The sequence below is a fragment of the Nocardia higoensis NBRC 100133 genome, from assembly GCF_000308595.1.
Taxonomy (GTDB): domain Bacteria; phylum Actinomycetota; class Actinomycetes; order Mycobacteriales; family Mycobacteriaceae; genus Nocardia; species Nocardia higoensis.
Map to the genome: position 1 here is coordinate 43099 of NZ_BAGA01000184.1, position 22744 is coordinate 65842.

General features: G+C 66.3%; 21 protein-coding genes and 1 pseudogene. 20 read left to right on the forward strand and 2 right to left on the reverse strand.

Going from position 1 to position 22744, the window contains the following annotated elements:
* Positions 1 to 75 precede the first annotated feature (75 nt).
* The 4 genes from ON26_RS30650 (at position 76) to ON26_RS30665 (ending at position 6804) form a co-directional block, all read left to right on the forward strand.
* Entirely contained in the window at positions 76 to 1233 is a 1158-nt protein-coding gene (locus ON26_RS30650) for a cysteine desulfurase family protein (protein WP_040801752.1), read from the forward strand.
* 71 nt (positions 1234 to 1304) lie between these two features.
* Complete coding sequence (locus tag ON26_RS30655) at positions 1305 to 2399, forward strand: DUF4007 family protein (protein WP_040801859.1); 1095 nt, start codon at positions 1305 to 1307, stop codon at positions 2397 to 2399.
* Positions 2396 to 5974 carry a P-loop NTPase fold protein gene (locus ON26_RS30660; protein WP_040801755.1) on the forward strand — a complete coding sequence of 1193 codons (3579 nt, stop codon included), beginning with the start codon at positions 2396 to 2398 and terminating at the stop codon, positions 5972 to 5974. Before ON26_RS30655 ends, ON26_RS30660 begins: the two co-directional genes overlap by 4 nt.
* Positions 5971 to 6804: a phosphoadenosine phosphosulfate reductase family protein gene (locus tag ON26_RS30665; protein WP_040801756.1), complete on the forward strand. Its 834-nt coding sequence runs from the start codon at positions 5971 to 5973 to the stop codon at positions 6802 to 6804. The genes ON26_RS30660 and ON26_RS30665 overlap by 4 nt, the downstream gene beginning before the upstream one ends.
* Before the next feature lie 158 nt (positions 6805 to 6962).
* On the opposite strand, the gene ON26_RS33760 is transcribed toward ON26_RS30665, so the two are convergent.
* Both ON26_RS33760 and ON26_RS33765 read right to left on the reverse strand, forming a co-directional pair.
* Positions 6963 to 7406, reverse strand: a complete 444-nt coding sequence (locus ON26_RS33760; protein ID WP_157172089.1) for a hypothetical protein — start codon at positions 7404 to 7406, stop codon at positions 6963 to 6965.
* Between the two features lie 597 nt (positions 7407 to 8003).
* Positions 8004 to 8561, reverse strand: a complete 558-nt coding sequence (locus ON26_RS33765) for a hypothetical protein (RefSeq protein WP_157172090.1) — start codon at positions 8559 to 8561, stop codon at positions 8004 to 8006.
* 280 nt (positions 8562 to 8841) lie between these two features.
* Between ON26_RS33765 and ON26_RS34850 the strand changes: the two genes are divergently transcribed.
* The 16 genes and pseudogenes from ON26_RS34850 (at position 8842) to ON26_RS30745 (ending at position 22404) form a co-directional block, all read left to right on the forward strand.
* Positions 8842 to 10050: an amidoligase family protein gene (locus ON26_RS34850; RefSeq protein ID WP_245546134.1), complete on the forward strand. Its 1209-nt coding sequence runs from the start codon at positions 8842 to 8844 to the stop codon at positions 10048 to 10050.
* The gene (locus tag ON26_RS30680; protein ID WP_157172091.1) at positions 10038 to 10820 is read left to right on the forward strand and encodes a class II glutamine amidotransferase; all 783 of its coding nucleotides are present in this window, start codon (positions 10038 to 10040) and stop codon (positions 10818 to 10820) included. The genes ON26_RS34850 and ON26_RS30680 overlap by 13 nt, the downstream gene beginning before the upstream one ends.
* A 102-nt stretch (positions 10821 to 10922) precedes the next feature.
* Positions 10923 to 12152 carry a hypothetical protein gene (locus ON26_RS34855; protein ID WP_040801760.1) on the forward strand — a complete coding sequence of 410 codons (1230 nt, stop codon included), beginning with the start codon at positions 10923 to 10925 and terminating at the stop codon, positions 12150 to 12152.
* Positions 12140 to 12913 (forward strand): class II glutamine amidotransferase domain-containing protein, encoded by a 774-nt coding sequence (locus ON26_RS30690; protein ID WP_040801762.1) that lies wholly within the window; start codon positions 12140 to 12142, stop codon positions 12911 to 12913. Before ON26_RS34855 ends, ON26_RS30690 begins: the two co-directional genes overlap by 13 nt.
* A gap of 159 nt (positions 12914 to 13072) precedes the next feature.
* Positions 13073 to 13486: a hypothetical protein gene (locus tag ON26_RS30695; protein ID WP_040801764.1), complete on the forward strand. Its 414-nt coding sequence runs from the start codon at positions 13073 to 13075 to the stop codon at positions 13484 to 13486.
* A gap of 23 nt (positions 13487 to 13509) precedes the next feature.
* Positions 13510 to 13752 (forward strand): hypothetical protein, encoded by a 243-nt coding sequence (locus tag ON26_RS30700; protein WP_157172092.1) that lies wholly within the window; start codon positions 13510 to 13512, stop codon positions 13750 to 13752.
* Complete coding sequence (locus ON26_RS30705) at positions 13742 to 14248, forward strand: hypothetical protein (RefSeq protein ID WP_040801769.1); 507 nt, start codon at positions 13742 to 13744, stop codon at positions 14246 to 14248. The genes ON26_RS30700 and ON26_RS30705 overlap by 11 nt, the downstream gene beginning before the upstream one ends.
* Positions 14249 to 14370: 122 nt before the next feature.
* Complete coding sequence (locus tag ON26_RS33770) at positions 14371 to 14799, forward strand: hypothetical protein (protein ID WP_157172093.1); 429 nt, start codon at positions 14371 to 14373, stop codon at positions 14797 to 14799.
* Between the two features lie 46 nt (positions 14800 to 14845).
* Positions 14846 to 15049: a hypothetical protein gene (locus tag ON26_RS33775; protein ID WP_051027975.1), complete on the forward strand. Its 204-nt coding sequence runs from the start codon at positions 14846 to 14848 to the stop codon at positions 15047 to 15049.
* A gap of 166 nt (positions 15050 to 15215) precedes the next feature.
* A complete protein-coding gene (locus ON26_RS32810) occupies positions 15216 to 16238 on the forward strand; it encodes a DUF4192 family protein (RefSeq protein ID WP_040801771.1) in 1023 nt (340 codons plus the stop codon).
* A gap of 37 nt (positions 16239 to 16275) precedes the next feature.
* Positions 16276 to 17208 carry a DNA-processing protein DprA gene (dprA, locus tag ON26_RS30720; RefSeq protein ID WP_083884500.1) on the forward strand — a complete coding sequence of 311 codons (933 nt, stop codon included), beginning with the start codon at positions 16276 to 16278 and terminating at the stop codon, positions 17206 to 17208.
* Positions 17209 to 17280: 72 nt separating this feature from the next.
* The gene (locus ON26_RS30725) at positions 17281 to 17523 is read left to right on the forward strand and encodes a hypothetical protein (RefSeq protein WP_040801773.1); all 243 of its coding nucleotides are present in this window, start codon (positions 17281 to 17283) and stop codon (positions 17521 to 17523) included.
* 108 nt (positions 17524 to 17631) lie between these two features.
* A complete protein-coding gene (locus ON26_RS30730) occupies positions 17632 to 19305 on the forward strand; it encodes a ParB/RepB/Spo0J family partition protein (RefSeq protein ID WP_157172095.1) in 1674 nt (557 codons plus the stop codon).
* A 101-nt stretch (positions 19306 to 19406) separates the two neighbouring features.
* Positions 19407 to 19900, forward strand: a pseudogene (locus ON26_RS30735) (single-stranded DNA-binding protein).
* 438 nt (positions 19901 to 20338) lie between these two features.
* Positions 20339 to 21913: a hypothetical protein gene (locus ON26_RS30740; RefSeq protein WP_040801777.1), complete on the forward strand. Its 1575-nt coding sequence runs from the start codon at positions 20339 to 20341 to the stop codon at positions 21911 to 21913.
* A 176-nt stretch (positions 21914 to 22089) separates the two neighbouring features.
* Positions 22090 to 22404: a hypothetical protein gene (locus tag ON26_RS30745; protein ID WP_040801779.1), complete on the forward strand. Its 315-nt coding sequence runs from the start codon at positions 22090 to 22092 to the stop codon at positions 22402 to 22404.
* Positions 22405 to 22744: the final 340 nt, after the last annotated feature.

Genomic DNA, 22744 nt, shown 5'->3' on the forward strand with positions numbered 1-22744 from the left:
GGAACCCCGACAGCGGAGAGAGGGATTCACCAGGAGTAGATTGATCTACATAGCGACCGGAAAGGGGTAGCCACAATGGGCGGACCAATCGAGGTAGATGAGTGCTACCTCGACTACAATGCCACCGCGCCACTCCGTCCTGAGGCGCTCGCCGCAATCACCGACGCCATGCAGGCAGTTGGGAACGCGTCTAGCCTGCATCAACCGGGACGCCGTGCTGCCGAGAGGGTCAGCAAGGCTCGTCAGCAGGTAGCGGAGCTCCTCAATTGTTCACCTGGTGAGGTCATCTTCACCTCTGGAGCCACCGAAGCGAACAATCTGGCCCTCCAGGTCTCCTACACCCCCGGAAGACCACTGGTGACAAGCCCTGTGGAGCATCCGGCAGTGCTGGAGACCGCACGGACTCTGACCATCGACCACCCGAACGACCTCGTGCTACTGCCAGTCGCCACGGACGGCCTGGTGGATCTCAGCGCTCTCGATCAGGTCCTCGCCGCAGGCTCCGGCGGCACGGTGTCATTGATGTCCGCGAATAACGAGACCGGCGTTCTCACCGATATCCGGATCGCCGCCAAGTCCGCCCATGAGGCCGGTGCCATTGTTCATACTGACGCCACGCAGGTCATCGGGCGACTCCCCGTTGATGTCGCCGAACTCGATGTGGACTTCCTGTCGCTGTCTGCTCACAAGTTCGGCGGCCCGCAAGGCGTCGGCGCCCTCTATGCCCGCCGCGGAGCGTCCGTGCCCTATCGTCCGCTGCTCCGCGGCGGAGGACAGGAACGGGGCTGGCGGCCGGGCACTCTCAACGTTGCAGGGATAGCGGGACTGGGCGCTGCCGCCGAGGCGGCTCGCATCGGCATGGAACAAGAGGCGGCGCGGACCGCCGTCCTGCGGGACCGACTCGAGGGCCAACTGATCCGTAACGTTCCCGGGTGCCGAATCAACGGTCGGCTCGACCAACGCCTCCCCGGAGTAACAAACATCACTTTTCCAGGTGTTCCCGCTGACGCCGTTTTGGCCGCCATGCCAGATGTCGCCGCCTCAGACGGCAGCGCCTGCGCCTCCGGCGCCCCGACTCCCAGCCATGTCTTGCTAGCGATGGGGCTGTCCCGACAAGACGCTGATTGCACCATCCGCTTCTCGCTGGGGCACGCCACCACCAGTGCAGAGATCGAGCATGCAGCACAGGCCGTCACGCAGGCCGTCACGCGGGTCCGGATCGCGATGGAATAGTCCGACTTTCGGATCGCGCGACGGCCGCACCAATTTTCAGAGCACTACCATTGGACTACAGAGAGGTTCGGATGTCGGACGGTCGACTTGCGGACGCTGCCCATTTCGCCTTCGCGCGCCATGAAACCTTCGCGCCGCGCTTCGGCTGGTTACACAAGTCGTACATGCAGGTCAGAGATGACCCAAGCGCATTCCTCGCCGAGGACGCACCCGTGTTGTTCGGTGTGGGCAAGAACATGGTCTATGCGATGCGGTATTGGTCGCGCGCTTTCAAGCTAACTCGGGAGCACTACCCGGCTCCCGGCGCCCGTTCGAAGTTCTCCTACCCGACGTGGGAGGCGCGCTGGCTCCTCGACGAGGACGGCGCCGACCCGTATCTGGAGGAGCACGGCAGTCTGTGGCTGCTGCACTGGTGGCTGGTGTCGTCTCGCCCCGGGGCCAAGAGTCACGCACCGACCTGGTACACCGCCTTCCACCTTGCTCCGTTCTCACGGTTCACGGTGGCAGACCTGACGCAGGTCGTTGTCCGGCATGTCAACTTCTCCTACAAAGAGAGTCCTGTCGAAGCCTCGATCGTCCGTGACATCGACTGCCTGACCAAGATGTACGCTCGCACCGCTCCGGAGAAGGCAGGATCCCCCGGCAATTACGAGGATCTGCTGGCATGCCCCTTCCGGGATCTCGATCTCCTCACGTTCGTCGGGACACGCGGGAAACCCGAGTGGCAGTTCACCAGCGGGCACCGCACCACCCTGCCAGCACCTGTTTTGGCCTACGCCTGTCTTGATTATGCAGCTACGTTCACCCGTCAGGCCAATTCGATCTCGGTAGCCCGACTCGCGAACGAACCCGGCTCTCCTGGGCGCGCGTTCCGCGTCCGGGAGAACGAAATCGTCAATGCCCTGAAGAAGGTCACCGCAAACCATAGGCAGCTCAACCTCACCGAAACCGTTGGTCAACGCAGCCTCACCTTCGCCGATGATCCCCTCGACTTGGCGTGGGAAGTTTTGGACGAACAATACGGCGGAGTCACACGCCGCCCGGGGTTTCCCAGCCGTGCCGAATGGACCGCACGATTCCCCCAACTGACCGAAGCTGAGCACAGGGAACGCACGGCCACCACCGCTTCCGACAACACCGAACTGCTCTTCGAGGAGACCGCGTGACCACCGCATCGCCCACGCGCCCCCAGATGAGCGTGACCAGTTCTACGCCACAGTTCCCTGCGGGCATCGAGCTTGTCGGCTCGCACATGCGCTCGACCAATCTGGAACGCGACATCCGGGACTCTCTGCACGACCCCTACGTCGGCGCTCAAGCCGTCGACGTCATCGAGAGGGTCGCCAGTGCATTAGCCGACAGTCGACGTACCAGGGCATGGTCTTTTACTGGGCCGTACGGGTCCGGAAAATCCACTTTGTCCAACTTCGTCGACGCGCTGTTGGGCCAAGACCTCGAGCGACGCAAAGAAGCCGAGCGCATACTCATCGAGGCCAGCCCTGCACTCGCGCAGCGGCTCGGCACGGCGCGCGACGCCTTGACAGCAAAGGGTTTTCTCGGCGGTGTAGCCACCGCTCGGCGTGAACCTCTGGTGGCGACTCTCGGTCGCGCCTTGCACACCGCCGCGGAGCGGCGCTGGGGCAAGCGCATACCCAAACCGGTCGCGGTGGCACTCAATGGGTGCGCTGACCCGGATACCGCAGGCTCCAAGGAAATCCTTGAAGCGGTCACTCTGCTGACCGCCGATGGACAGCCCCTTCTTCTCATCATCGACGAGTTCGGCAAGACGCTGGAACACCTCGCCGGCCACAACGAGTTCACCGGTGCCCAGCACGACCTTTTCCTGCTACAAGAACTCGCCGAGAAGGCCGCTGGCGCCAAAGGTCTGCCTGTCTACTTGATGACCTTGCAGCACTTGTCGTTCATGGACTACGCCTCACGGTCGAGCGAGCTCATGACCCGGGAATGGGCCAAGATCCAGGGCCGCTTCGAAGACATCACGTTCGTCCCACACCACGGGGACTCCCTGCAGCTTCTGCGCCGTGCTCTCGACCATTCGAACGTCGGCCGGTCCGGTCACGCCTTGATCGCCAAGGCAGCGGAGGCATCCGCAGATATCTGGACTCAGCACGGCCTCGGCGTCCTCGCTGATCTCGGGCCCGAGCATTTCGCGGACCTGTACCCGCTGCACCCTCTCACCGCCCTCGCCGCGCCGATCCTGGCCGCGCAGATCGGACAGCACGACCGCAGCCTCACGGGATTCCTCAACAGTGGCGAGCCCAACACCGTCCGATACACGCTGGCGCGTTACTCCAAGCAGAAGCCCGACACCGCCAGTACGGTGCAGCTGCCACAGCTCTACGACTACTTCCTGAACTCCGGTCGCACGACACTTCTCGCCTCGGTCAACGCGACCAGGTGGATCGAAGTTGATATGCGCATTCGCGAAGCGAACGGCCTTCCGGAGGCTGACCAGGACATCGTCAAAACCGTCGGAGTCCTCAACCTGATCGACTCCGACGGAGTCCTCAGCGCAACCGCCCCGATGATCCACTTCGCCCTCCACAACCCGACCGAGGTGGCCGACCCGGACGCCTTCCTTGCTCTCCAAGAGCGACTCGCGGACCTCGTCGGGCGAGGTCTCCTCGTCCATCGCGAATTCAGCGGCGAGTACCGCGTGTGGCAGGGCACCGACGTAGATATCGATGGGCGGCTCAAAGAGATCGTCGCCCACCTCGACGAGGCGTCAGTGATTCGCCGTCTCGGCAACTTCGTCCCACAAGCATTTGTCGCAGGACGCCATAGCCAGGTCACCGGGATGATGCGCGTATTCTATTCCGCGGTCAGCGGACCGGAGACCAACCGTGTCACCGCGCCCGACAATCTGAGAGAGCCCGCCGATGGTCTCCTCATCTTCCACCTCGGTACCGATGCCGACCGACCGACCGTCGACTCCTCCCTGCCGGTGCTCGTAGGTACCACCCCTGACCCGAAAACGGTAGTGGCAACAGCGACATATCTGGTCGCGCTGAAAGAGCTCAGCAACGAGCACGATCTCGACCATGTTGCCCGGCGCGAGATCACCGAACGAATCGTGCAGGCCGAAGCCGAACTACTCGAACTCGTTCAAGAGGCGTTCTATCCGCCTTCCTCTCAGGCAACGTGGTGTTTGTGGCACAGCGGAATCGCACCCGCCGAAGAGCCTGCCGCCTCCGGTCTGGTCGCGCGCAGTCTCAATGGGCTGGTTTCCTTGGCCTGCGAGGCTGTATATCCGCATACGCCGCATATCCGCAACGAGATGCTCGGCCGTCATGTCCTGACCAGTCAAGCTGCCCAGGCCCGCGGCGTACTGCTCGCGGCCATGCTCTCTGCGTCCGCGCAGAAGAATCTGGGCTTCAACGACGGATACCGCGCCGAACGTGCGATGTACAGCGGTGTGCTCGCCTACCTGGGCCTGCATCGTGAAAACGGCGTGACGCAAGCCGAAACCCAGCACGACAGTCTCCTCCCCTACGGTTTCTCACCCCCAGGCCAAGGACACGAACACGCCCAGCCGGCCTGGAATGCACTGAACGAAACTCTGACAGCAGCCACCAAACAAACCAACCTCGAGCAGACCATCCGCGTATTGATGAGTCCGCCATTCGGGCTGAAAGCTGGCGTCGTTCCGGTCTTTCTGATTCCGGCACTGATCATTCGTCAGCACGATGTCGCCCTGTTCGAGGAGGGCACCTACCTTCCGCGGCTTGCTCCTGAGGTGGTTGAACGTCTCGTCAAAGCCCCGGCGCGCTTCTCGATCAAGTGCACTCCGGCTGGAAAGGGACAGCGCGGTAGTGTCCTTAAAAAGCTGGCGACCTCACTCGGCGTCGAAGCCACACGTTCTAAGGCCGTGCGCAACCCCGATATTCTTCCTGTCGCCCGGGCCTTGATCTCGCGGGTAGCCGGCCTCAGTAAGTACGGCCGGACAACCAAGAACATCTCGGCAGATGCTCAAGCTGTGCGTGCAACCATCGCCAAGGCGCTCGATCCCGACGATCTGATCTTCAGCGCTCTGCCCAAGGCGTTGGGGCTGTCCGAAATCGCCGTTGACGCGCGAGTGAACGCCGAGGCTGCGAAAACGTATGTGGACCGTCTCACGGCAGCAGCCGATGAGCTTGTCGCTATCAACAGCCGACTGCGGACCGATGTCGTGAGTTCTCTGGCTGAGGAGTTTCGGCTGCCCGCGACGCTACCGACTCTTCGCTCTGAGCTCGCTGCCCGGCTCCGGGGATTCAGTGACGCCCCCCTGACCTCGGAACTGCGAGGCTTTGTCGACTTCGCTCTCAGCGAAAGCCTCGAGGATGACGACTGGCTCGATCCGATCGTCGTCCGGCTGACCAACTCTGCACTCGGCGACTGGGACGACCGCGAGGCCGAAGCCTTTCCACAGAAGGCCCGGGCCATGGCCTCGGCACTCGACCGCGTTGGGCATCTCCATCATGCCGGTCAGGAGCAGGACGGTCGGGAAGAAAAGCTCGACGCACAGTTGTTGACCTTGACCGACAGCAGCGGCGTCGAGCAGCGCACCCTGATCTACATACCAGCGCAGGTTCGCAACGATGCACACAATTTGGCCGCTGACGCCGTGCAACAGGCCGAGAAGCTGCTCGGCCCGGACGGAGCACGCATCCTGCTCGCCGCCCTGGCACAGCGCGTTGCCGACGTCGCCACCGCCGCAAGCGAACGAAAGGGAGGGGAATGACCGACACAGAGAACACCCGGAAGGTCAGGCACGTACTCGGCATCTCCGGCGGCAAGGACTCCTCGGCGCTCGCCGTCTATATGCGCGACCGCGTCCCTGAGATGGAGTACTTCTTCTGCGACACCGGCGCCGAACTGCCCGAAACCTATGAGTACCTCAACCGCCTCGAAGCCGCGCTGGGCAAATCCATCGTTCGCCTCAACGCCGATCGCGACTTCGACCACTGGATGCAGGTCTACCAGGGAACTCTTCCCAGCCCCCAGATGCGCTGGTGCACCAAGAACCTCAAGATCAAGCCGCTGGAGGAATGGGTCGGCGAAGACAGAGTCATCTCCTACGTCGCGATCCGAGCCGACGAGAACCGACTCGGCTACGTCAGCACCAAACCGAACATCGAGGCAGTCTTCCCCTTCCGCGAGGACGACATCGACAAAGACGGAGTGATGCGCATCCTCGACGAGGCCGGCATCGGCCTGCCCGCATACTACGAATGGCGCACCCGCTCCGGCTGCTACTTCTGCTTCTTCCAGCGCAAGCACGAGTGGGTAGGCCTCAAGGAACGACACCCTGAGCTATTCGACCGAGCAGTCGAATACGAAGAAAAAGTCCGATACCGCCACACCGCCATGAAGGGCCGCAACTACACGTGGTCCCAAGGCGAGTCGCTACCAGAGCTCATCGACCGCAAAGACGAAATCGAGGCCAAACACCAAGCAGCTCTAGAACGCGCCGCCCGGAGAATCAAACCCAACCGCCCCCTCCTCGAAGTGCTCAACGACGCGCTCGATGAAGACGATGACGAAGCAGGCTGCTCGGTCTGCCATTTGTGAGTGACGGCACGGGCACGATGAGGAACCCGAGTGCCCACACCGCGGGCTCCACGACCGGCCAGCCGGCTGCAGAGAACAGCTACAGCAACCGTCTGTTCGATGTACGCCCCTCGATGCGCCTTCGTAGCGTGCCGCATGGCCGCCGCGAGTTAAGTTGATCACTCAAATCCTGACCAGGTACCAAAACCCGCTCGACAGCGCGTTGGCGAGGGTGTTGGATAGCGTGCAGAGTTCTCTGCACGCACCAGCACCACAAGCACACCGCAAGAGCGGCTTTGGGAGGTGGATCCCAGCGTGAACATCAACATCAGCTGCCCCGGTTGTGGTCTGCTCGACTGCGTCCAGAGTGTCCCCGCATTATGCGCCGGTGGCACCTCGACTTCTCTCGCGACGGGCTCGTACTCGGGCGTTACTTTTTCGTCGGCTGGGTTCATGCCGGTCGTCGGGACCATGACCGTTGACCGCACGCACACGTCCTCCCTGGCGGCCAGCTTCGCCCTCTCTCCGGCCATGCGTGCGACGAGTCGGTTGACTCGGATGGGCTGGCTGTTGATGATTCCGGCAGTGCTGGCATTGCCACCGTCGATCGGGTCCGTGGTCATGGAGGACCCTGATGTTCCTCGCTGGGCAGCGGTAGTCGTTGCACTGTTCTTCGTAGGTGCGCTCGCCTCCCCCGGACTGCTGACCTTGGCCGTAGCCAGCGGTCGACGTCGCATCAATCGTCGGATCGCTCGTGGCCGCGGTCGTGCGCGCCCGGTGTGGCAGGCCGGGTTCTATTGCCATCGATGCGGCTCCGGATTCTGGCCGCACTCGCCCGCTCCGGGTATCCCTGCCCGTCAGGCGCTTGCGCCTCAGCACTTTCGGCGGCATGTGTGGCAGGCCGGTGGCTACGCCGCGTACTGATCTCCTCGTTTCTCCGTTGGACCACTCACGCTGATCAGCGGGTATGTCCCACGTGGACTTCAGGCCCATGGCCGGCCGAGTATCGCCCGTCGCCGCCGCCGCGATACCTGCAGCTCACTTACAGCAAATACATACCGTCCGGTGTGATCAGCTAGTGTTCAACGGGTGAATTTCGAGGTCGGGTCGTTGATCAAGGTCGTCGCTGGCGGTGTCAGCGTGTTCCGGGTACTCGAGATCGGTGTCGATGGCAACCCGGATATGGCGTTGGTGCAGTCCGTGGAAGACCAGCCCGGTGTCTACCCGTGGCGAACCGAATTGTCTCTGGCGGTGCCCGCCGATCTTCCACCCTCGCCGAGGTAGTCGGGCGAGCTGCCAGCGGACCCGCCGGGAACGAGTGAACCTTCTTCTCCTCCTCCGCCGCCGCCGTTCGTGCGTGCGGATCGATCGCCGCTCTGCAGGGGTACTCCCGGGTCGCCGGACGGGGCTTCAGAATCGGATACTGCGATCGCCGCTCGAGGGTGCGCTGCCGAGGGCTGCGGCTGTTCGGCCCGCGCGAGGGCGAGGAGTTGGCGGACCTGCTTGGGGGTGATTTCGAGCAGGTTGGCGACGTCGTCATCGGTGTGGCCGGGTTGGTCTCGAATCGTTCTAGCCGCGGCGGCTTGCTCTGCGCGTAGCTGCACGATGCGCGCATCAGCCGCGTTTTCGACGACGCCGATTTGGCGGCGTAGTTCCGCGATCTTGTCATCGCGTTCGGTCTCGCACAGGGTGATCGATTGCCACGCAGCGAGATAGCGCCGCACTGCGGCCGTGGTGGCACGTTCTCGCTCACGCATCTGTTCACGGCGCTGGCGCACGCGCGTTCGTGACCGTTCCAGTCGTTGAAGGAGTTCTGGTGATCGACCGGCTCGTGGTCGTGATGTGCGTGGCGGGCGTCGTGAAGTCATAGCTGACCTCCAAAGGGCGTTCGGCCAGCCCGCTCGATCCTCCTCCGACGATCTTACCGCAGCTCGATACCTGAGCACCGCCCCTTGATTGCTACTCCCGCTACCTTGTCCTGCTTTTCCCTCGCCCCTCGAACGCCGGCCCGGAGTCCTGCTCCGGGTCGGCGTTCTTTCATTTCCGGAAGGTGCTGTCATGCCTCATCCCGTTCTCGCGGCGAATCCGGCGTGCGCGCTGTGTCGCCGCGCCCGCGCCGGCGACTTTTACATGCTCGACGAAATCCCTGATCAGTGGCTGTGCCAGACCTGCGTGTCCGAGGTGCCGCGCTGTGATCGGTGCCGCGGATTCACGCGCGAACCGATCACCACCTCGGAGGATCAGCGACTGTGCCGGTCGTGCGCGGCGGGGCTGGTGGGGTGTGTGTCGTGCCGGGCGTTGACCGACCCGTCGTTGCGCACCGACACCGGCGAGTTCGTGTGTGCCCGGTGCGCGATGGTGTTCTTCGATCGTTGCTTCAGTTGCGCGCGCTACAGCGACGCCAGCCGCTATCTCTCCGGCGGCCAGCGGGTGTGCCGACGATGCGTGAGCGGGTTCGAATCCTGCACGGCCTGCGGCACGCTGGTGCGTGCGGGCCGGGGATGTGATTCATGCGCGCGCCCGGATCGGGTGTGGAACTACAGCTACAAGCCCGATCCCCAATTCCACGGCGAAGGGCCGCTGTTCCTGGGGCTGGAGCTCGAGATCATTGTCCCCGAGCATTCCTACACCGAGTGCGTCGCCCTCGCGGCCGAAGAACTGGGTGGTCTGGGCTATTTGAAGCAGGATTCCTCGATTCGGCCCACCGGGTTCGAGCTGGTCACCCATCCGATGTCTTACGGGTACGCGATCGAGCGTTTCCCGTGGTCGCTGCTGGAAGCGCTGGCCGAGCGCGGGTGTGAGACCGACTCCACGGTCGGGTTGCATGTGCATGCCAGCCGCACCGGGTTCGTCTCCCCTGCGCACATCTATCGCTGGTTGAAGCTGTTGTACCGCAACGAATCCGCGGTCTCCCGGTTGGCGCGGCGGCGGTCGCATTACGCGCCGTTCGACGTGCTCGCCCGGGCGAAGGCTCGCGATACCGCCAAGAGCCACCAGCACGCGCTCGGGCTGGACCGGTATCAGGCGATCAACCCCTACCCCCGTCACACCCTCGAGCTGCGCGTGTTCGCCAGCTCCTTGGACGTGCAGTGCGTGCAAGCGGCGCTGGCCTTCACCGCCGCCTCGATCCACTACACCCGCAACCTGCTGGTCACCGACGTGCGTGCCGGAGCCTGGGAATGGACGCAGTTCGCTGCCTGGGCCGCCGCGCAACCCGCCTATCGGCCGCTGGTCGCGGAGATGGAGGACCTGGCATGTGCCTGCTGACCTACTACCCACCCACCGTCGTCCCGGATCCGGTCGCCTTGTCCTATGGCGCGGCGGTGAACCCGCACGGGCACGGCTACGCCGTCGTCACCGACGACGAGGTCATCGTCGGCCACGGCATGGCCGCCGAGCCGGTGATCGAGGAGTTCCTCACCGTGCGGGCACGTCACCGCCACGGCGCAGCGCTGTTCCATTCCCGTTACGCCACCAAAGGAACCCGTGAGCTCGGCAATTGTCACCCCTTCCCGCTCGGCGATGACAGGCGAACAGTGTTGGCGCACAACGGGACTCTGCCCAAACGGGTGCATCCCCGGGCCTACGATCCGCGCTCGGACACCCGGATCGCCGCCGAGGACTATCTGCCTGGTTCTCCGTTCGGGTCGATCGACACCCGACGCGGGGCACGCGGACTGTCGCAGTGGCTGGGCCGCAGCAAGCTGGTGATCCTGACCGTCGATCCTGCCTATCAGCAGCAGGCGTACCTCTTCGGTGAGCACGCCGGCACCTGGGATGACGGGGTCTGGTACTCCAACACCAGCTACCTCCCGCCGACGCGGCGCTGGCCGGAAAAGTACCGATACCTGTGCGGATACTGCCGGCGTTTCGACGCCTACCGCACCAGCCGCTACTGCCGTGACTGCGGCTGGTGCTTCGCCTGCAGCACCCCCGTCCCTGACTGCTCCTGCCGACCGCCACGGCCCGGCGAACCCGGCGCAGACACCCCAGCGCGACTGCCGGAAGACATCGTCGCGCCGCTGCCTCCTCGCTGACCCACCCCTGATCTTTCCGTCCCTTGCAGAGCCCCGCACCAGCTGATTCTCGCTGGCGCGGGGCTCTTTTCTGTCCCCTTGTCCGAAAGGTCGTGATCATTCATGCCTGCTGCCACCCTGGCCGACACCGCGTGCGAAGAGTGCTCCCGTCCCGTTGCAACGATCGCACTGACCGAGACGATCGAAGGCGACCGACTGTGCCCGCCCTGCCTGTCCGAGGTCACGTGCTGTGACGAGTGCGCCACTCCTGCCCGGGAGCGGCACCTGACGGTGGATGGCACGTGGTTGTGCAGTGAATGCCGTATCGGCTGGCATCGCTGTCAGGACTGCGACCACTACACCCGCGACATCACCGCGATCATCAGCGGCAACGACGTGTGCGAGGACTGCCGCGACCGCTACGGCACCTGCGACGACTGCGGCGCCTACGCCGCGGACACGGTCTACGTCGATGACGGCGACCAGGTGTGCTCGACCTGCGAATACGACAACTACCACGAGTGCGCCGACTGCACCACGCTCATTTCCCGCACCGATTCCTACTGCAGCTCGTGCGAGCACTCCCCCACCGGCCATCCCCACATCCACGACTACGACTACAAGCCCGACCCCGTCTTCCATGGGGACGGCCCGCTGTTCCTGGGACTCGAGCTGGAACTGAAGACCCCACGCCACGTTCTCGACGAGGCCGCCGACACCGCCGTCGAACACCTCCGAGGGCTCGGCTACCTGAAGGAAGACGGGTCGATCCACCCCTGTGGTTTCGAACTCGTCACCCACCCGATGTCGTATACCTTTGCCCGCGAACAGTTCCCATGGTCGCTGCTGACCCGGCTGCGTCTGCTCGGCGCCTACACCGACGACGGTGTAGGCATCCACATCCACCTCTCCCGAGCGGGGTTCACCGGCGCCGGGCACATCTATCGGTGGCTGAAGTTCGTCTACCGCAACGAAACCCCGGTCACCGCCCTGGCTCGGCGCAGTTCCAGCCAGTGGGCCGAGTTCAGTCCCGACGCCCGGGCACGTGCGGCCGACGACGCGAAAAGCGCCTATCGCCGCGACGTCTTCATTCCGCGCTACGAGGCGGTCAACGTCCGCCCCACCACCACCCTCGAGCTGCGCATGTTCGCCAGCTCGCTCAGACCGCAGCAGGTCAAGGCCGCGCTTGCTTTCGCAGCCGCGTCGGTGGAATACACCCGCCACCTCTCCGCTGCTCAGATCGCGCGTCGCCGCGGCTGGGAATGGCCCGCGTTCTGCGCGTGGGTCGCCAACCGCCGCCCCGCCTACGCCCCGCTGCTCGCCGAAATGGAGGCCCTGCGTTGTGCATCCTGACCTTCCTCAAACCCGGCCACGCACCTGACTTCGATGCCCTGCACCAGGGTGCGTTGGCCAACCCCCACGGCCACGGCTACGCCATCATCACCGGCGCTACCATCACCGTCGGACGCGGCATGGACGCCGCCGACGTGCTCACCGAATTCACCACCGTCCGTGAGCATTTCCCTGATGGTCCGGCGTTGTTCCATTCACGGCTGGCCACCCACGGCCTGCGCACGATCGACAACTGTCACCCGTTCCGGGTCGGTGGTGACGAGCGGACCGTGCTCGCCCACAACGGGATCCTGCCGGCCCACGTGCACCCGGCCCCGGGAGACGACCGCTCCGATACCCGGATCACCGCCGAGGACTACCTGCCGGGCCAGCCGTTCGGGTCGCTGGACTCCTGGGCCGGACGCGAACGGCTCGAACGCTGGCTGGGCAGCGACAAGATGGTGCTGCTCACCACCGATCCCGCCTACAAGCACTCGGCGTACATCTTCAACGAACACGCCGGAATCTGGGACCAGGGCTCCTGGTACTCCAACACCAGCTACCTGCCCCACCCCTACGACGGCTGGTACGACATCGCGGGCTACTGCCTCAACTGCGCAGAACCCACCGACACCGCAGACGACGGCACGGAGATCACCGGCCCGCACTGCCCGTGGTGCGGATTCTGCGCCGACTGCAGCCGCGTCTTCCCCCGATGCGCCTGCCCCGCCCTCGACAGCACCCACCGCTACGCCGACATCCTCGACCTCGAACACACCTGATCCCTTCCCCGGCCGCAGCGCACGAGACGGCCGTGGGGTGACCGGATAACGCCGCCAGCGGATGTGTACTTCGCTGCTCGGCATCCCCGCCTCGCGCGCCGCCAGCCGTTCGCCATCCCGCCTCGACAGTCTTCCTTTCCCCGATTGCAGGAGTAGACGATGACCGACCCCCTCCAGCCTGATCCCACAGCCGTTGCCGAGGGCCCCGAACAGCGGTTCCTGCAGCAGGTTCTGCATCACCTCGACCGCTGGTTCGGCGACGACAAACACCTCGAGCACCTCGGACACGCCCGCGACCTGCTGCGCCGAAGGATCACCGTCCTGGCCGAGACCGATGCCGACACCGTGCGGGAGTCGGCGGTAGCGGTTCTCGGGGCCGAACTGCATCGCGCGCGACGCACCGGCGCACTGGTCTCGATCCGCACGCGCGGCGGCCACCGCTACCGGGCGGTGCGGGTCGAGGCTGTGCACCGCCACCACGCCCGCCTGAGCAGCCACACCCACCAGGGTGTGTTGCTGCCGCTGGCGTTCATCGAGTCCCTCCATCACCTCGACCGGGAGCTCCCGCAGTGAGCGCGGGTCCAGACGATGGCGCCGTGCCCCTGCCCCGAGAGGAAGCCCTGGCCGTGCTGGTGGAGGGGCTGACAGGCTATTTCGCGTCGGTGCGGCAGTTGCTGGGCGCCGGACAGGCGATGGCCCGGCTGCTCGGCGACGACCATCTGGTCGTGTTCGCGCAGATGCTGGCCGAGCACGAGCGCCACGACCGCGTCGTGCATCTCACCCACCACGCTTTGCTCCACCGACCCCATCCCAGGAGCGGGGACGACTGTGAACACTGACGCCGACCGCTACCTCGCCCGGATGACACTCGCTCCGGCCTACGCCCGCTACGCGCCCGAGACCGCCGCGCCGAGCGGGCCGATCGTGATCGTCGGCTACCACGCCGCGTTCGCCTTCCACCCTGCTCCCGGCACCGCTCTGGCCGCATTTCCTGGCATCGACCTCGAAAGCATGACCGCGAGCAGCTTGCCGCTGATGGGGCTGGTGCGTATCGAACACGCCACCGAAATCGTCACCGTGCACCGCGACGGCAGCACCTCCACCGAATGGAACGACACCACATTCGACCAACTACCGCACGGGACCACCTGGTATCTGACGCCCGCAGAACCCGACCCGATGACCGGACGGCCCCGCACAGCGGCCGGACGCTGGGCCGCCGGGAGACACCGAGCACAGCTGCCACGCTCGGTCGCCCTCCAGGTTCCCGGAGCACCAATCGCCGTGACCATCCACGACCACGACCCACACACCGGCCGCCACTGGTCGCCCTGACCATCACCGTGTCCAGCCCGCAGTCCCCAGCGGATGAGCACCGTCCGTCCGGGCAACTGCGCGGCGGTCGTGGCTCACAGCCGTCCCTCTATCCATCGACGCCCTATCGATTCGAGGTGATCATGACCGACTCGAACACCCCAGCACACCGCACCGACCGGATGCCGATTCCGATCCGGCTGGTCGGTGCGCCTACTGCCCAGGGCATGGTCGTGCCGTTCGTGACCTTGGCCCACCGTGACCGGTCCCGCCCGGTCTGGGGCAAGCTCGACCCGACCCGGTTGCGGGAAGTGTTGCAGCACAGGCTGTGCCAGATCTGCGGGGAGCCGCTCACCGACCCGGTCGTGCTGTACCTGCGCCCGGCGGACTATCTGCGGGGCGTCGCGGTGGAGCCGGGCCTGCACCCCGAATGCGGCCTCCTCTCGAAACGGATATGTCCGATGTTGTCCGGGGCGGTGGACCGCTACAACCCGCACCCCACCGTTCACCGCTGCGCCGATCCCGCCTGCACGTGTGCCCGCTGGATCGAACCCGAACCTCAGTCCCGGTGAAGCCGTCCGCGACGGCCAGCCCGCCGATGCCTGGTACGAGGCGTGGATGGCGTTGGGCGATTACACGATCGTCTCCGACCCCGGCACCGGAAACACCGCACCGGCCACCGGTGTCGATCTGCGGCCCTCGTCGCGGATCCGCCGCTTGCGCCGCATCCGCGATGCCGCCCCCGGCGCGCACACCCTCGACCTGCTCGCCGCGCTCATCGCCACCCGAGCCCTGTTCCCGAGCGTGGGCGAACCGGAATGAACACCGCCGAGCAATGCTGCCAGCATCAGAGATTCTCAGCCGAAGCCGTCGAACCGGCACGGCACCCACCTCGTGCACTCCCCCGCCATCCGCAACACCAATGCGTGCGCGCTCGAGCGGATTCCGCGTCATCTTGTCGCGACCCTGTCCCCCTGAGGAGGCTCCCATGTCGCTGTTGCATGCCCCGGGCCGGTTCATCGCCGAGACACTGACCTGGCTGCCGACGCCGCCACAACGATCGCTGTTGTTGCTGCGACTCCACGAGATCGATTGTCGGCCGGAACCGTATGTCGTTGTCGAGGCGATCCGCCGCCACAACCTGTATCTGGTGCTGGACTATCCCGCCACGGTCGCGATCTCAACCAGCGCATTGCAGATCAGCGACCGGTATCGGCCCGACGCGATAGCCGTGGTCATCATCGACGACGACCGAGACGGCAACCAGACCGGTCCGGTCGCGATGCATCGTGAGCTGACCCAACTGCTGCGCGACAGGCTCGCCGATAACGGAACCGACCTCATCGCAGCATGGTCGGTCTTCGGCACCACCCCGGGCAGCTCCTGGATCAGCCTGTTCGACAACGACCACGGCACACTGCCATCCCACCCACCGACCGCCACTGCCACCTCCAACGATGTTCCAGCGCCGGTCGGTGGGATCCGCCCTCACACCGCGACCGCCGAACGGGTCGCAGCCGAACTCGCCCGCCACCTGCCGCCACCAATCTCCACGGCTGGACCGGACGCGGATCGCGATCGTTCACGACAACGGGCGCGACTGGTGCTGGGGTGGGCGCGTCAGGTTCACAACGGCGCGACGGTGACCATTGCAGGGCTGGCAGCGATGGCAGAAGCGTTGCAGGACAGCGATGTCCGCGATGTCTTATTCGCATTCGCCCTCGGCCCGCACGGCGAGGTGGCGAGCCCGTTATGGATGGTGCTGGCGCGGTGTCTGCCCGCCACACATCGCGGGCGTCCCGCGTTGCTGCTCGCCGTCACCACCTACCTGTCGGGCCGACGCCAGCGCGCACTGACCGAGCTGCGGTACGGACTCTCTGACACCCCCGACGATCCGACGCTGCTGGCGATGGCACGCGCCTTCGCCGACCGCGTTCCCGCCGAGGTCCTGCACGCGGTGGCTCGCAGTGGCCGCACGACCGCCGCCGATCTCGGCATCGACCTCGATTGACCACTCACACCCTGCCTGCCTTCTGTCTGGAGGATCCATGTCCACTGACACTGCCGCGCCCACCCCTACCGCCTCGAGTCCGGATCGTCGACTCGCGTGGGCGGTCCTCGCCCGCGCCGCGTTGACCGCCCCGACCGCTGTCGAGCACCTGCTGGCCGACACCGACGTCGAGGACGCCGCCCACCGATTGGTCGATGCCGGCGAGACGTTCTCGGTCCCGGCCGACCTGCGTGAGCAAGCGATCCGTGATCTCGACCGGGCCGATGCTGTCGGCGCCCGGCTGTTGACACGGGAGGAGTTCGAGTGGCCGACCGCACGACTGGCCGGACTGGGCGCCCCGGGAGTCGGTGGCAGGATGCCAGTGGCGCTGTGGCTGCGAGGCCCCGCCCGGCTCAACACATTCTCCGGCCACAGTGTCGCGGTGATCGGGGCACGCGCGTCCACCCAGTACGGCGACACGGTAACCCACGACTTCGCCGGGCACTTCGCCGAACGCGGATGGACAGTGCTCAGTGGTGGCGCGTTCGGCATCGACGCCGCCGCCCACCACGCCGCCCTCGCCCAAGAGGGTGCCACGGTGGCGGTGATGGCGACCGGGATCGACCGCTACTACCCAGCCGGTAGCCAGAAGTTGTTGGCCCGCATCGCTGAGCGCGGTCTCCTCGTCTCGGAGTACCCACCCGGCGAAGCGGCGCGACGGGACCGGTTCCTGGAACGTAATCGGCTCGTCGCCGCTCTCGCCGCCGGTGTGGTCGTCATCGAGGCCGGACACCGCAGCGGCGCCCTCAACACAGTCGGATGGGCCCACCAGCTTGCCCGACCAGTGTTCGCCACTCCCGGCTCCATCTATTCCGCCGCATCGGCCGGAGCCCACGACCTGCTGCGGCAACGCCGCACTGGGCTGGTCACCCATCCCGAGCAGGTCATCGACGCCATCACCCGCCCGGACCCCACCGGCCTCACGCACTGACCTTCACGTTCCCTGCCACCCTGTCCGCGCGACACACACCGCATATCCCCTGTATCAGAGGAGATTTCGCCCATGCCCACATCCACTCCCACAGTTCAGAGCCTGACCCGTGCCGAGTTCGACCAGCTCGAACACCGCGGCGCCGCCGGCGCCACCCCCGCCCTTACCGAAGCGACGGTGCTCGACCGGTGGCGCACCGAACATCGTGGCTGGCGGGGCCGTCACTGGGCGTTCCTCGACGACGCCCACGGTGTGTTGCGCCTGCATCCGGTCAACGTCACCCGCGCCACCCGCTCCCAGACCGCCGCGGCCTGACCACCAGCCCTTCCACACACTCACCCACACCCGCCCATTCCTTGGCACGGCCGCATCGCACTTCCTGGCGATGCGGCCGTGCCACTGTTCCAGCTCGAGGAGGCCCGAATGACCGCCACCACACTGAGCGTCGTCACCGACAACACCGATCCCCCGGCCGATTCCATTGCCGACTCCGAGACCGGCGCAGCCGAGTTCCCGGCCTACGGCACCGATGAGTCGGTGACCGCCACGGCGCGGCCGGCGAATGCCCGCGCACAGTATCTGGATCCGAACGACCTCGTGATCGGTGAGAACGTGCGCGTCAGTTTCGATCTCGACGACCATCCGGCAGAAGCCGATTCGATCCGCCGGTTCGGAGTGCGTAACCCGATCCTCGCCGAACGCCAACCCGACGGAAGCATCTACGTCGTCGACGGTCAGGTCCGCACCCTCATCGCCCGCGCCGTCGGCACCACCCAGGTCCCGGTGTGGGTCACCGATGCCCCCACCGGTGTCGCCGACAACGAACGCCGCATCGCGCGGACGTTGGATCAGATCAACCTCAACGACCGCCGCATCCCACTGTCGGAGGCCGACCGCGCCGCCGGTGTGGCGTTGATGCTGGACCTGGGTGCTTCGGCCACCCGTATCGCCCAAGGGTTGCAGCGCACACGCTCCGAGATCCGCCAGGCCGCCACGATCGGCCGCTCCGCCACCGCGAAGCAGTTGCTCGACGACGGCCAGTACACCCTCGAACAGTTAGCGGTCATCGCCGACTACGAAGCCGCCGACGACACCGACGCCGTCCAGGAATTGACTCGCGCGACCCGCTACCAATTCGGCTACGTCGCCCACCGCATCGCCGACGACCGCACCGAAACCCGTGACCGCCTCCACGCCGCCCTGCCCTACGCCGCCACCGGCTTCGGAATCCTCACCCGCGAACCCGACAACGCAAGCGAGCAGGCAGTGTTCGTCCCGGCCGCCGACCTCACCACCACCGCCGGCAGCCCGGTCGGTGAAGAACAGATCTACGCCGACCCCAGCCGCTGGGTGGTGTTCCTCGAAGTCGAGGAGAACGCCGAGCTCGTCGACATCGACAGCGGCGACCTCGTCGACCCCGGCACCGTCGACTGGGACACCGAACCTTTCCCAGACGCTGCGGCGGGTGAAGGGTTGCGCCACGTCGACACCGTGCGATGGCGGGACCGGTGGACACCCACCTACTACCTGGTCGCCGACCGGCTGCCCGACAGCGGCCTCGCACTCGCCACGCCGCCTGACACCAGCGATGAGCAGGTCCGTGCACTGGTCGCTGCCGAAACCGCTGCGCGGGAAGCGGCCCGGCAGGACTACCGGCGGGTGCGGGAGTTGAACAAGCGCGGCGCCGCCGCCAAACAGCGGCGCGAGGAATTCCTCACCGAATACCTCACCCGACGCCAGCCGCCCACCCAGGCCGCCGGGTTCGTCGCCACCTACCTGGCCGGCCAGCTCGACACCCCGACGGTGCAGCTGGTGACCACGATCCTCGGCATCGGCAACTCCCGGAACGAGCTGCAGACCGCGATCACCGACACCCCGGTCAACCGTGTCTGGGTGATCGTGCTGGCCATGGTGCTCGCGACCCACGAAGCACCGATCGACAAGAGCTTCTGGCGGGCCGGGTCGAGCACGACGACCAGTTACCTGCATCTGCTCGCCGAACTCGCCGCCGACGTCGGCTCGGACTTCGCGCTCGTCGACGTCGAACAGGCCGCCGCTGGTGAGATCGACTACCACGACATCGATCTCGCCGCCTGAGCTCACCTTCCGCACGGCTCGACCCGCGGCCGCCACCGGATTCCGGTGGCGGCGCGGCTATCCACACCTGTTATCCACAACCTGTGAAAGGAGGGCGAATCATGGCCGGGGACATCGTTGTTACCGTCACGGGGAATGTGACGGACTCGCCTGAGCTGAGATTCACCCCCGCAGGCGTCGCGGTGGCCAACTTTACCGTCGCCTCGACCCCGCGGTTCTTCGATCAGCAGTCCAACGAGTGGAAAGACGCCGACGCTCTGTTCCTGCGCTGCACTCTGTGGCGAGAACCTGCCGAATACGCCGCCGAATCGCTGACCCGAGGTGCGAGGGTGATCGTCACCGGACGGCTCAAACAGCGAACCTATGAGACCCGCGAAGGCCAGGCCCGGACGGTCGTCGAACTCGACGTCGACGAACTCGGCGCATCCCTGCGGTATGCCACCGCGACCATCTCGAGAGTCAGCCGCACTGCGGCGTGACGAGCAGCAGCTCGAATGCCAGCAGTGGTGACGATACCCGCTGGGGTGCACAGCAGTCCGGCGAGTCTGCCTTCACCGGATCCGGATTTGTGAACGCGAATAGACCATCGTTCTGACGTTACGGCCGAAGCCTTTCCCCTCGAGGTCCGGCGACAGGACGTAATCGGTGCACCGGTCGGCTCGATCGCCGAGCCCAACCCAGCTGATCGGTGGTGTCGATGGTGAGGGCTGTTCGTGTGGCCATCTGCCCCGCCTGCCCGAGTGCTACCAGGGCGTGCTCCCGCCACACTGCGGGCCCGCGCCCGGCCGTCACCGAATTCGCACCAACGCGCCGCCGGTCACGCATCCGGCGGCAAGCGATGTGAGCGCAGCGAATTCGGCGCCGACCGCATCGGCGCGTTCCCTCCGTCGTGTCGGGCTCCCGCCCCGGTCGAGACGCACTCAGGCGGGTCAGACGACCCGCCGCACAGCCCCGTGCCGGAGTTGCGTGCCTCGTGTGCGTGCGCCCGGTGCGGGGCCGAGCTGTTTTCCACCGACAGAACAGGACCCTGCTGATGACCGCTACGTTGAACAGTCCCGACACCACCGGCGAAGCCGCTGAGGTGGTTTCACCGTTCGCCGCCGCGCTCGGCGAAATCGACTACCTGCTCGAGGTCGACCCCGACACCGCGCGTGAGCGTTTCACCGCGGTGCTGGCTCTCGCCTCCCCTGCCGAGCGTGAGTTCCTCGACCGCGCCGCCGACGTCATGGCCCGCGCCCCGTGGAAGGTCGCCGCCCGTCGACTGGGGTGGATGGCCAAGAGCCGCCCCGAACTGCGACCGATGATCATCGACCACACCGCCACCGGTGACCCCGGCCTGTACCGCCCCGAACTGCCCGCCCAGTCCGACACCTCGATCGAGGCCGCCGAATGGGTCCGCCGCTCCATCCGCGACCACCGCCACCGCGACCGGCTCACCGCCACCGCGTCAGCCGCGACCGACGCCGCCCGCTACTCCGCCGAGGCGGTCGCCGAACGCCGCTCCCGCATCCCCGCACCGGCCATCGGGGTGGTGGATCTGCGTCACCGTGAGCGCGACCTGCGCGTGACCGAACGCCGTGAACGCGGCTACGCCAGCTATGCCGCGCAGCGGCTGTATGCGATCGACACCGAGCGCGACGACGACCGCACCCCGCCGGTGCCCGACCCGCGGAAGGCAGCAGATCAGGTATGGGCGCATGTACAGGCCGAGCTGTGGGACCGCAGCTACTTCCTGCACGTCGCCGACTGCTACACCGAAGCCGACCGCCACCTGCTCGCGCCCACGATCCCCGAACGGCACACCGGCCACAGCGACCGCCACACCGACCTCGAAGACGCGGCACGCGAATTTCTGCGCGACCACGACACCGACCCCGAACCGTCCTCACGTGGTCCTCGGGCGCGCGCCCGCCGGAACCGGCCCCAGCTCCCACCGCGGATCACCCCGGCCGACCAGTCACGCTTCGCCGCGCGCCGCACCAGCATCGCAGTTCCCTCGGACTACGACATCGTGTTGCCCTACAGCGAACTCGACGTCCCCGAGTCCACCTGGCAAGGGTCCGGGCTCGACTACGACCTCGCGGCAATGACCTCCTACCTCGGGTGGCCGTGCGTCGTCTGCTGGATCGACCGCCCCGCACGCGACCGCCGTCCCCTCCACGACCGCGACGGTGTCCCGGTCAGTGACGACGGGCTCTGCGACGTCTGCCGCGCCGACGGCCACCACCCCGGTATCCCGCCCTTGTCCACAGGTTTCGGGCTGCGCTCCTACGTCGAGTCCCGCTGCGCCCACATCACCGCGACCCACCCTCAGCAGGCTCGCGCCTTGCTCGATCGCGTCCGTGACGCCGCCGCGAATACCGGACCGACCTGGCGGTTGATCACCCGATGGATGGCGGCCAACCTCGAGCAGCCCGCCGCCTCCACGCGCCGCCCGGCTCCCGCGCCGCGACGCCCGCGCCGCAGTACTGCGCTCGGGGCCGGGCAGCGCATCGGGCGCTGCGATGCCTGCGCCCGTAACGGCATCGTCCACGCCGACAACTACTGCACCGGCTGCCGCATCGACCTCGGGCTCGTCCCCACCAGCGGCCGCACGACAGCAGCCTGACCTCCGCTCGACTTCTCTGCCCCCCTTGTTCGCCGGTCCGCCGCGGTGCCGACTCCCCGCGGCGGACCGGTCCACCAACTCCTCTCGACGGACAGGAACACACCGCCATGCCCCACCGACCGAACCGGGCGCGCCGCTTCCTCCCAGCGCTGCACCGATCACGACGCGCACGACCGATGACGATCCAGGTGCGGGTCTACCTGAACACCGACCCGACCGCGCTCCTCAGCGGCCACCCACCGCGAGCCCCGCTGGCGCTGGCGTACACCTACCGAATCCGCACCGACACCGACACCGACGATGCGTTGCTCGAGCGCGTCTTCGCGACATTCAACGACCATCCCAGCCACCACGACGACCACGAACACGCCAGCGCCTGGTACGCCCTCGGGCACCGGTCGCTCTCAGTCGGAGATGTCGTCGGCCTCGATGACCGCCACTACGCCTGCCAGTCCACGGGCTGGACACCAGTCCCCGCGCCACCGACCTGACGCGATCGTCCCGTGGGCAGTTCGGCTCGGCTCGGTCGCGATGACCGAGTCCGGGCCGAGCGTGCACAGTCCGGTCGGCGCTAGTGCGAGCCCAGCGGTGAGAACACTCGCGATCCCTACGGGAACCCTCGACTCGTTCGAACCGGCACCCGCTCCTCTGCCACCACTCGTTCATCCATCGCTGCCCCACGCCCTCTTCCGCTGCTCCGCCTCTGCGCTCCGCTCCTCCCCGTGCGCATCGCCTCATTCCCCCTCGCTCTGCCCACCTTTTCTCAAGCACACCTCTTGCATCCAGGAGTTAAATGCAGACTTTTCGGATACCAATCCGATAACGTCCAGG

Coding starts and splice junctions, on each gene's coding strand:
- ON26_RS30650 (WP_040801752.1), top strand. CDS start 76: ATGGGCGGACCAATCGAGGTAGATGAGTGCTACCTCGACTACAATGCC.
- ON26_RS32810 (WP_040801771.1), top strand. CDS start 15,216: ATGTCGCTGTTGCATGCCCCGGGCCGGTTCATCGCCGAGACACTGACC.
- ON26_RS34850 (WP_245546134.1), top strand. CDS start 8,842: ATGCCTCATCCCGTTCTCGCGGCGAATCCGGCGTGCGCGCTGTGTCGC.
- ON26_RS30680 (WP_157172091.1), top strand. CDS start 10,038: ATGTGCCTGCTGACCTACTACCCACCCACCGTCGTCCCGGATCCGGTC.
- ON26_RS30730 (WP_157172095.1), top strand. CDS start 17,632: ATGACCGCCACCACACTGAGCGTCGTCACCGACAACACCGATCCCCCG.
- ON26_RS30740 (WP_040801777.1), top strand. CDS start 20,339: ATGACCGCTACGTTGAACAGTCCCGACACCACCGGCGAAGCCGCTGAG.
- ON26_RS33760 (WP_157172089.1), bottom strand. CDS start 7,406: ATGACCACGGACCCGATCGACGGTGGCAATGCCAGCACTGCCGGAATC.
- ON26_RS30695 (WP_040801764.1), top strand. CDS start 13,073: ATGACCGACCCCCTCCAGCCTGATCCCACAGCCGTTGCCGAGGGCCCC.
- ON26_RS30655 (WP_040801859.1), top strand. CDS start 1,305: ATGTCGGACGGTCGACTTGCGGACGCTGCCCATTTCGCCTTCGCGCGC.
- ON26_RS33770 (WP_157172093.1), top strand. CDS start 14,371: ATGACCGACTCGAACACCCCAGCACACCGCACCGACCGGATGCCGATT.
- ON26_RS30665 (WP_040801756.1), top strand. CDS start 5,971: ATGACCGACACAGAGAACACCCGGAAGGTCAGGCACGTACTCGGCATC.
- ON26_RS30725 (WP_040801773.1), top strand. CDS start 17,281: ATGCCCACATCCACTCCCACAGTTCAGAGCCTGACCCGTGCCGAGTTC.
- ON26_RS30745 (WP_040801779.1), top strand. CDS start 22,090: ATGACGATCCAGGTGCGGGTCTACCTGAACACCGACCCGACCGCGCTC.
- dprA (WP_083884500.1), top strand. CDS start 16,276: ATGTCCACTGACACTGCCGCGCCCACCCCTACCGCCTCGAGTCCGGAT.
- ON26_RS34855 (WP_040801760.1), top strand. CDS start 10,923: ATGCCTGCTGCCACCCTGGCCGACACCGCGTGCGAAGAGTGCTCCCGT.
- ON26_RS33775 (WP_051027975.1), top strand. CDS start 14,846: ATGGCGTTGGGCGATTACACGATCGTCTCCGACCCCGGCACCGGAAAC.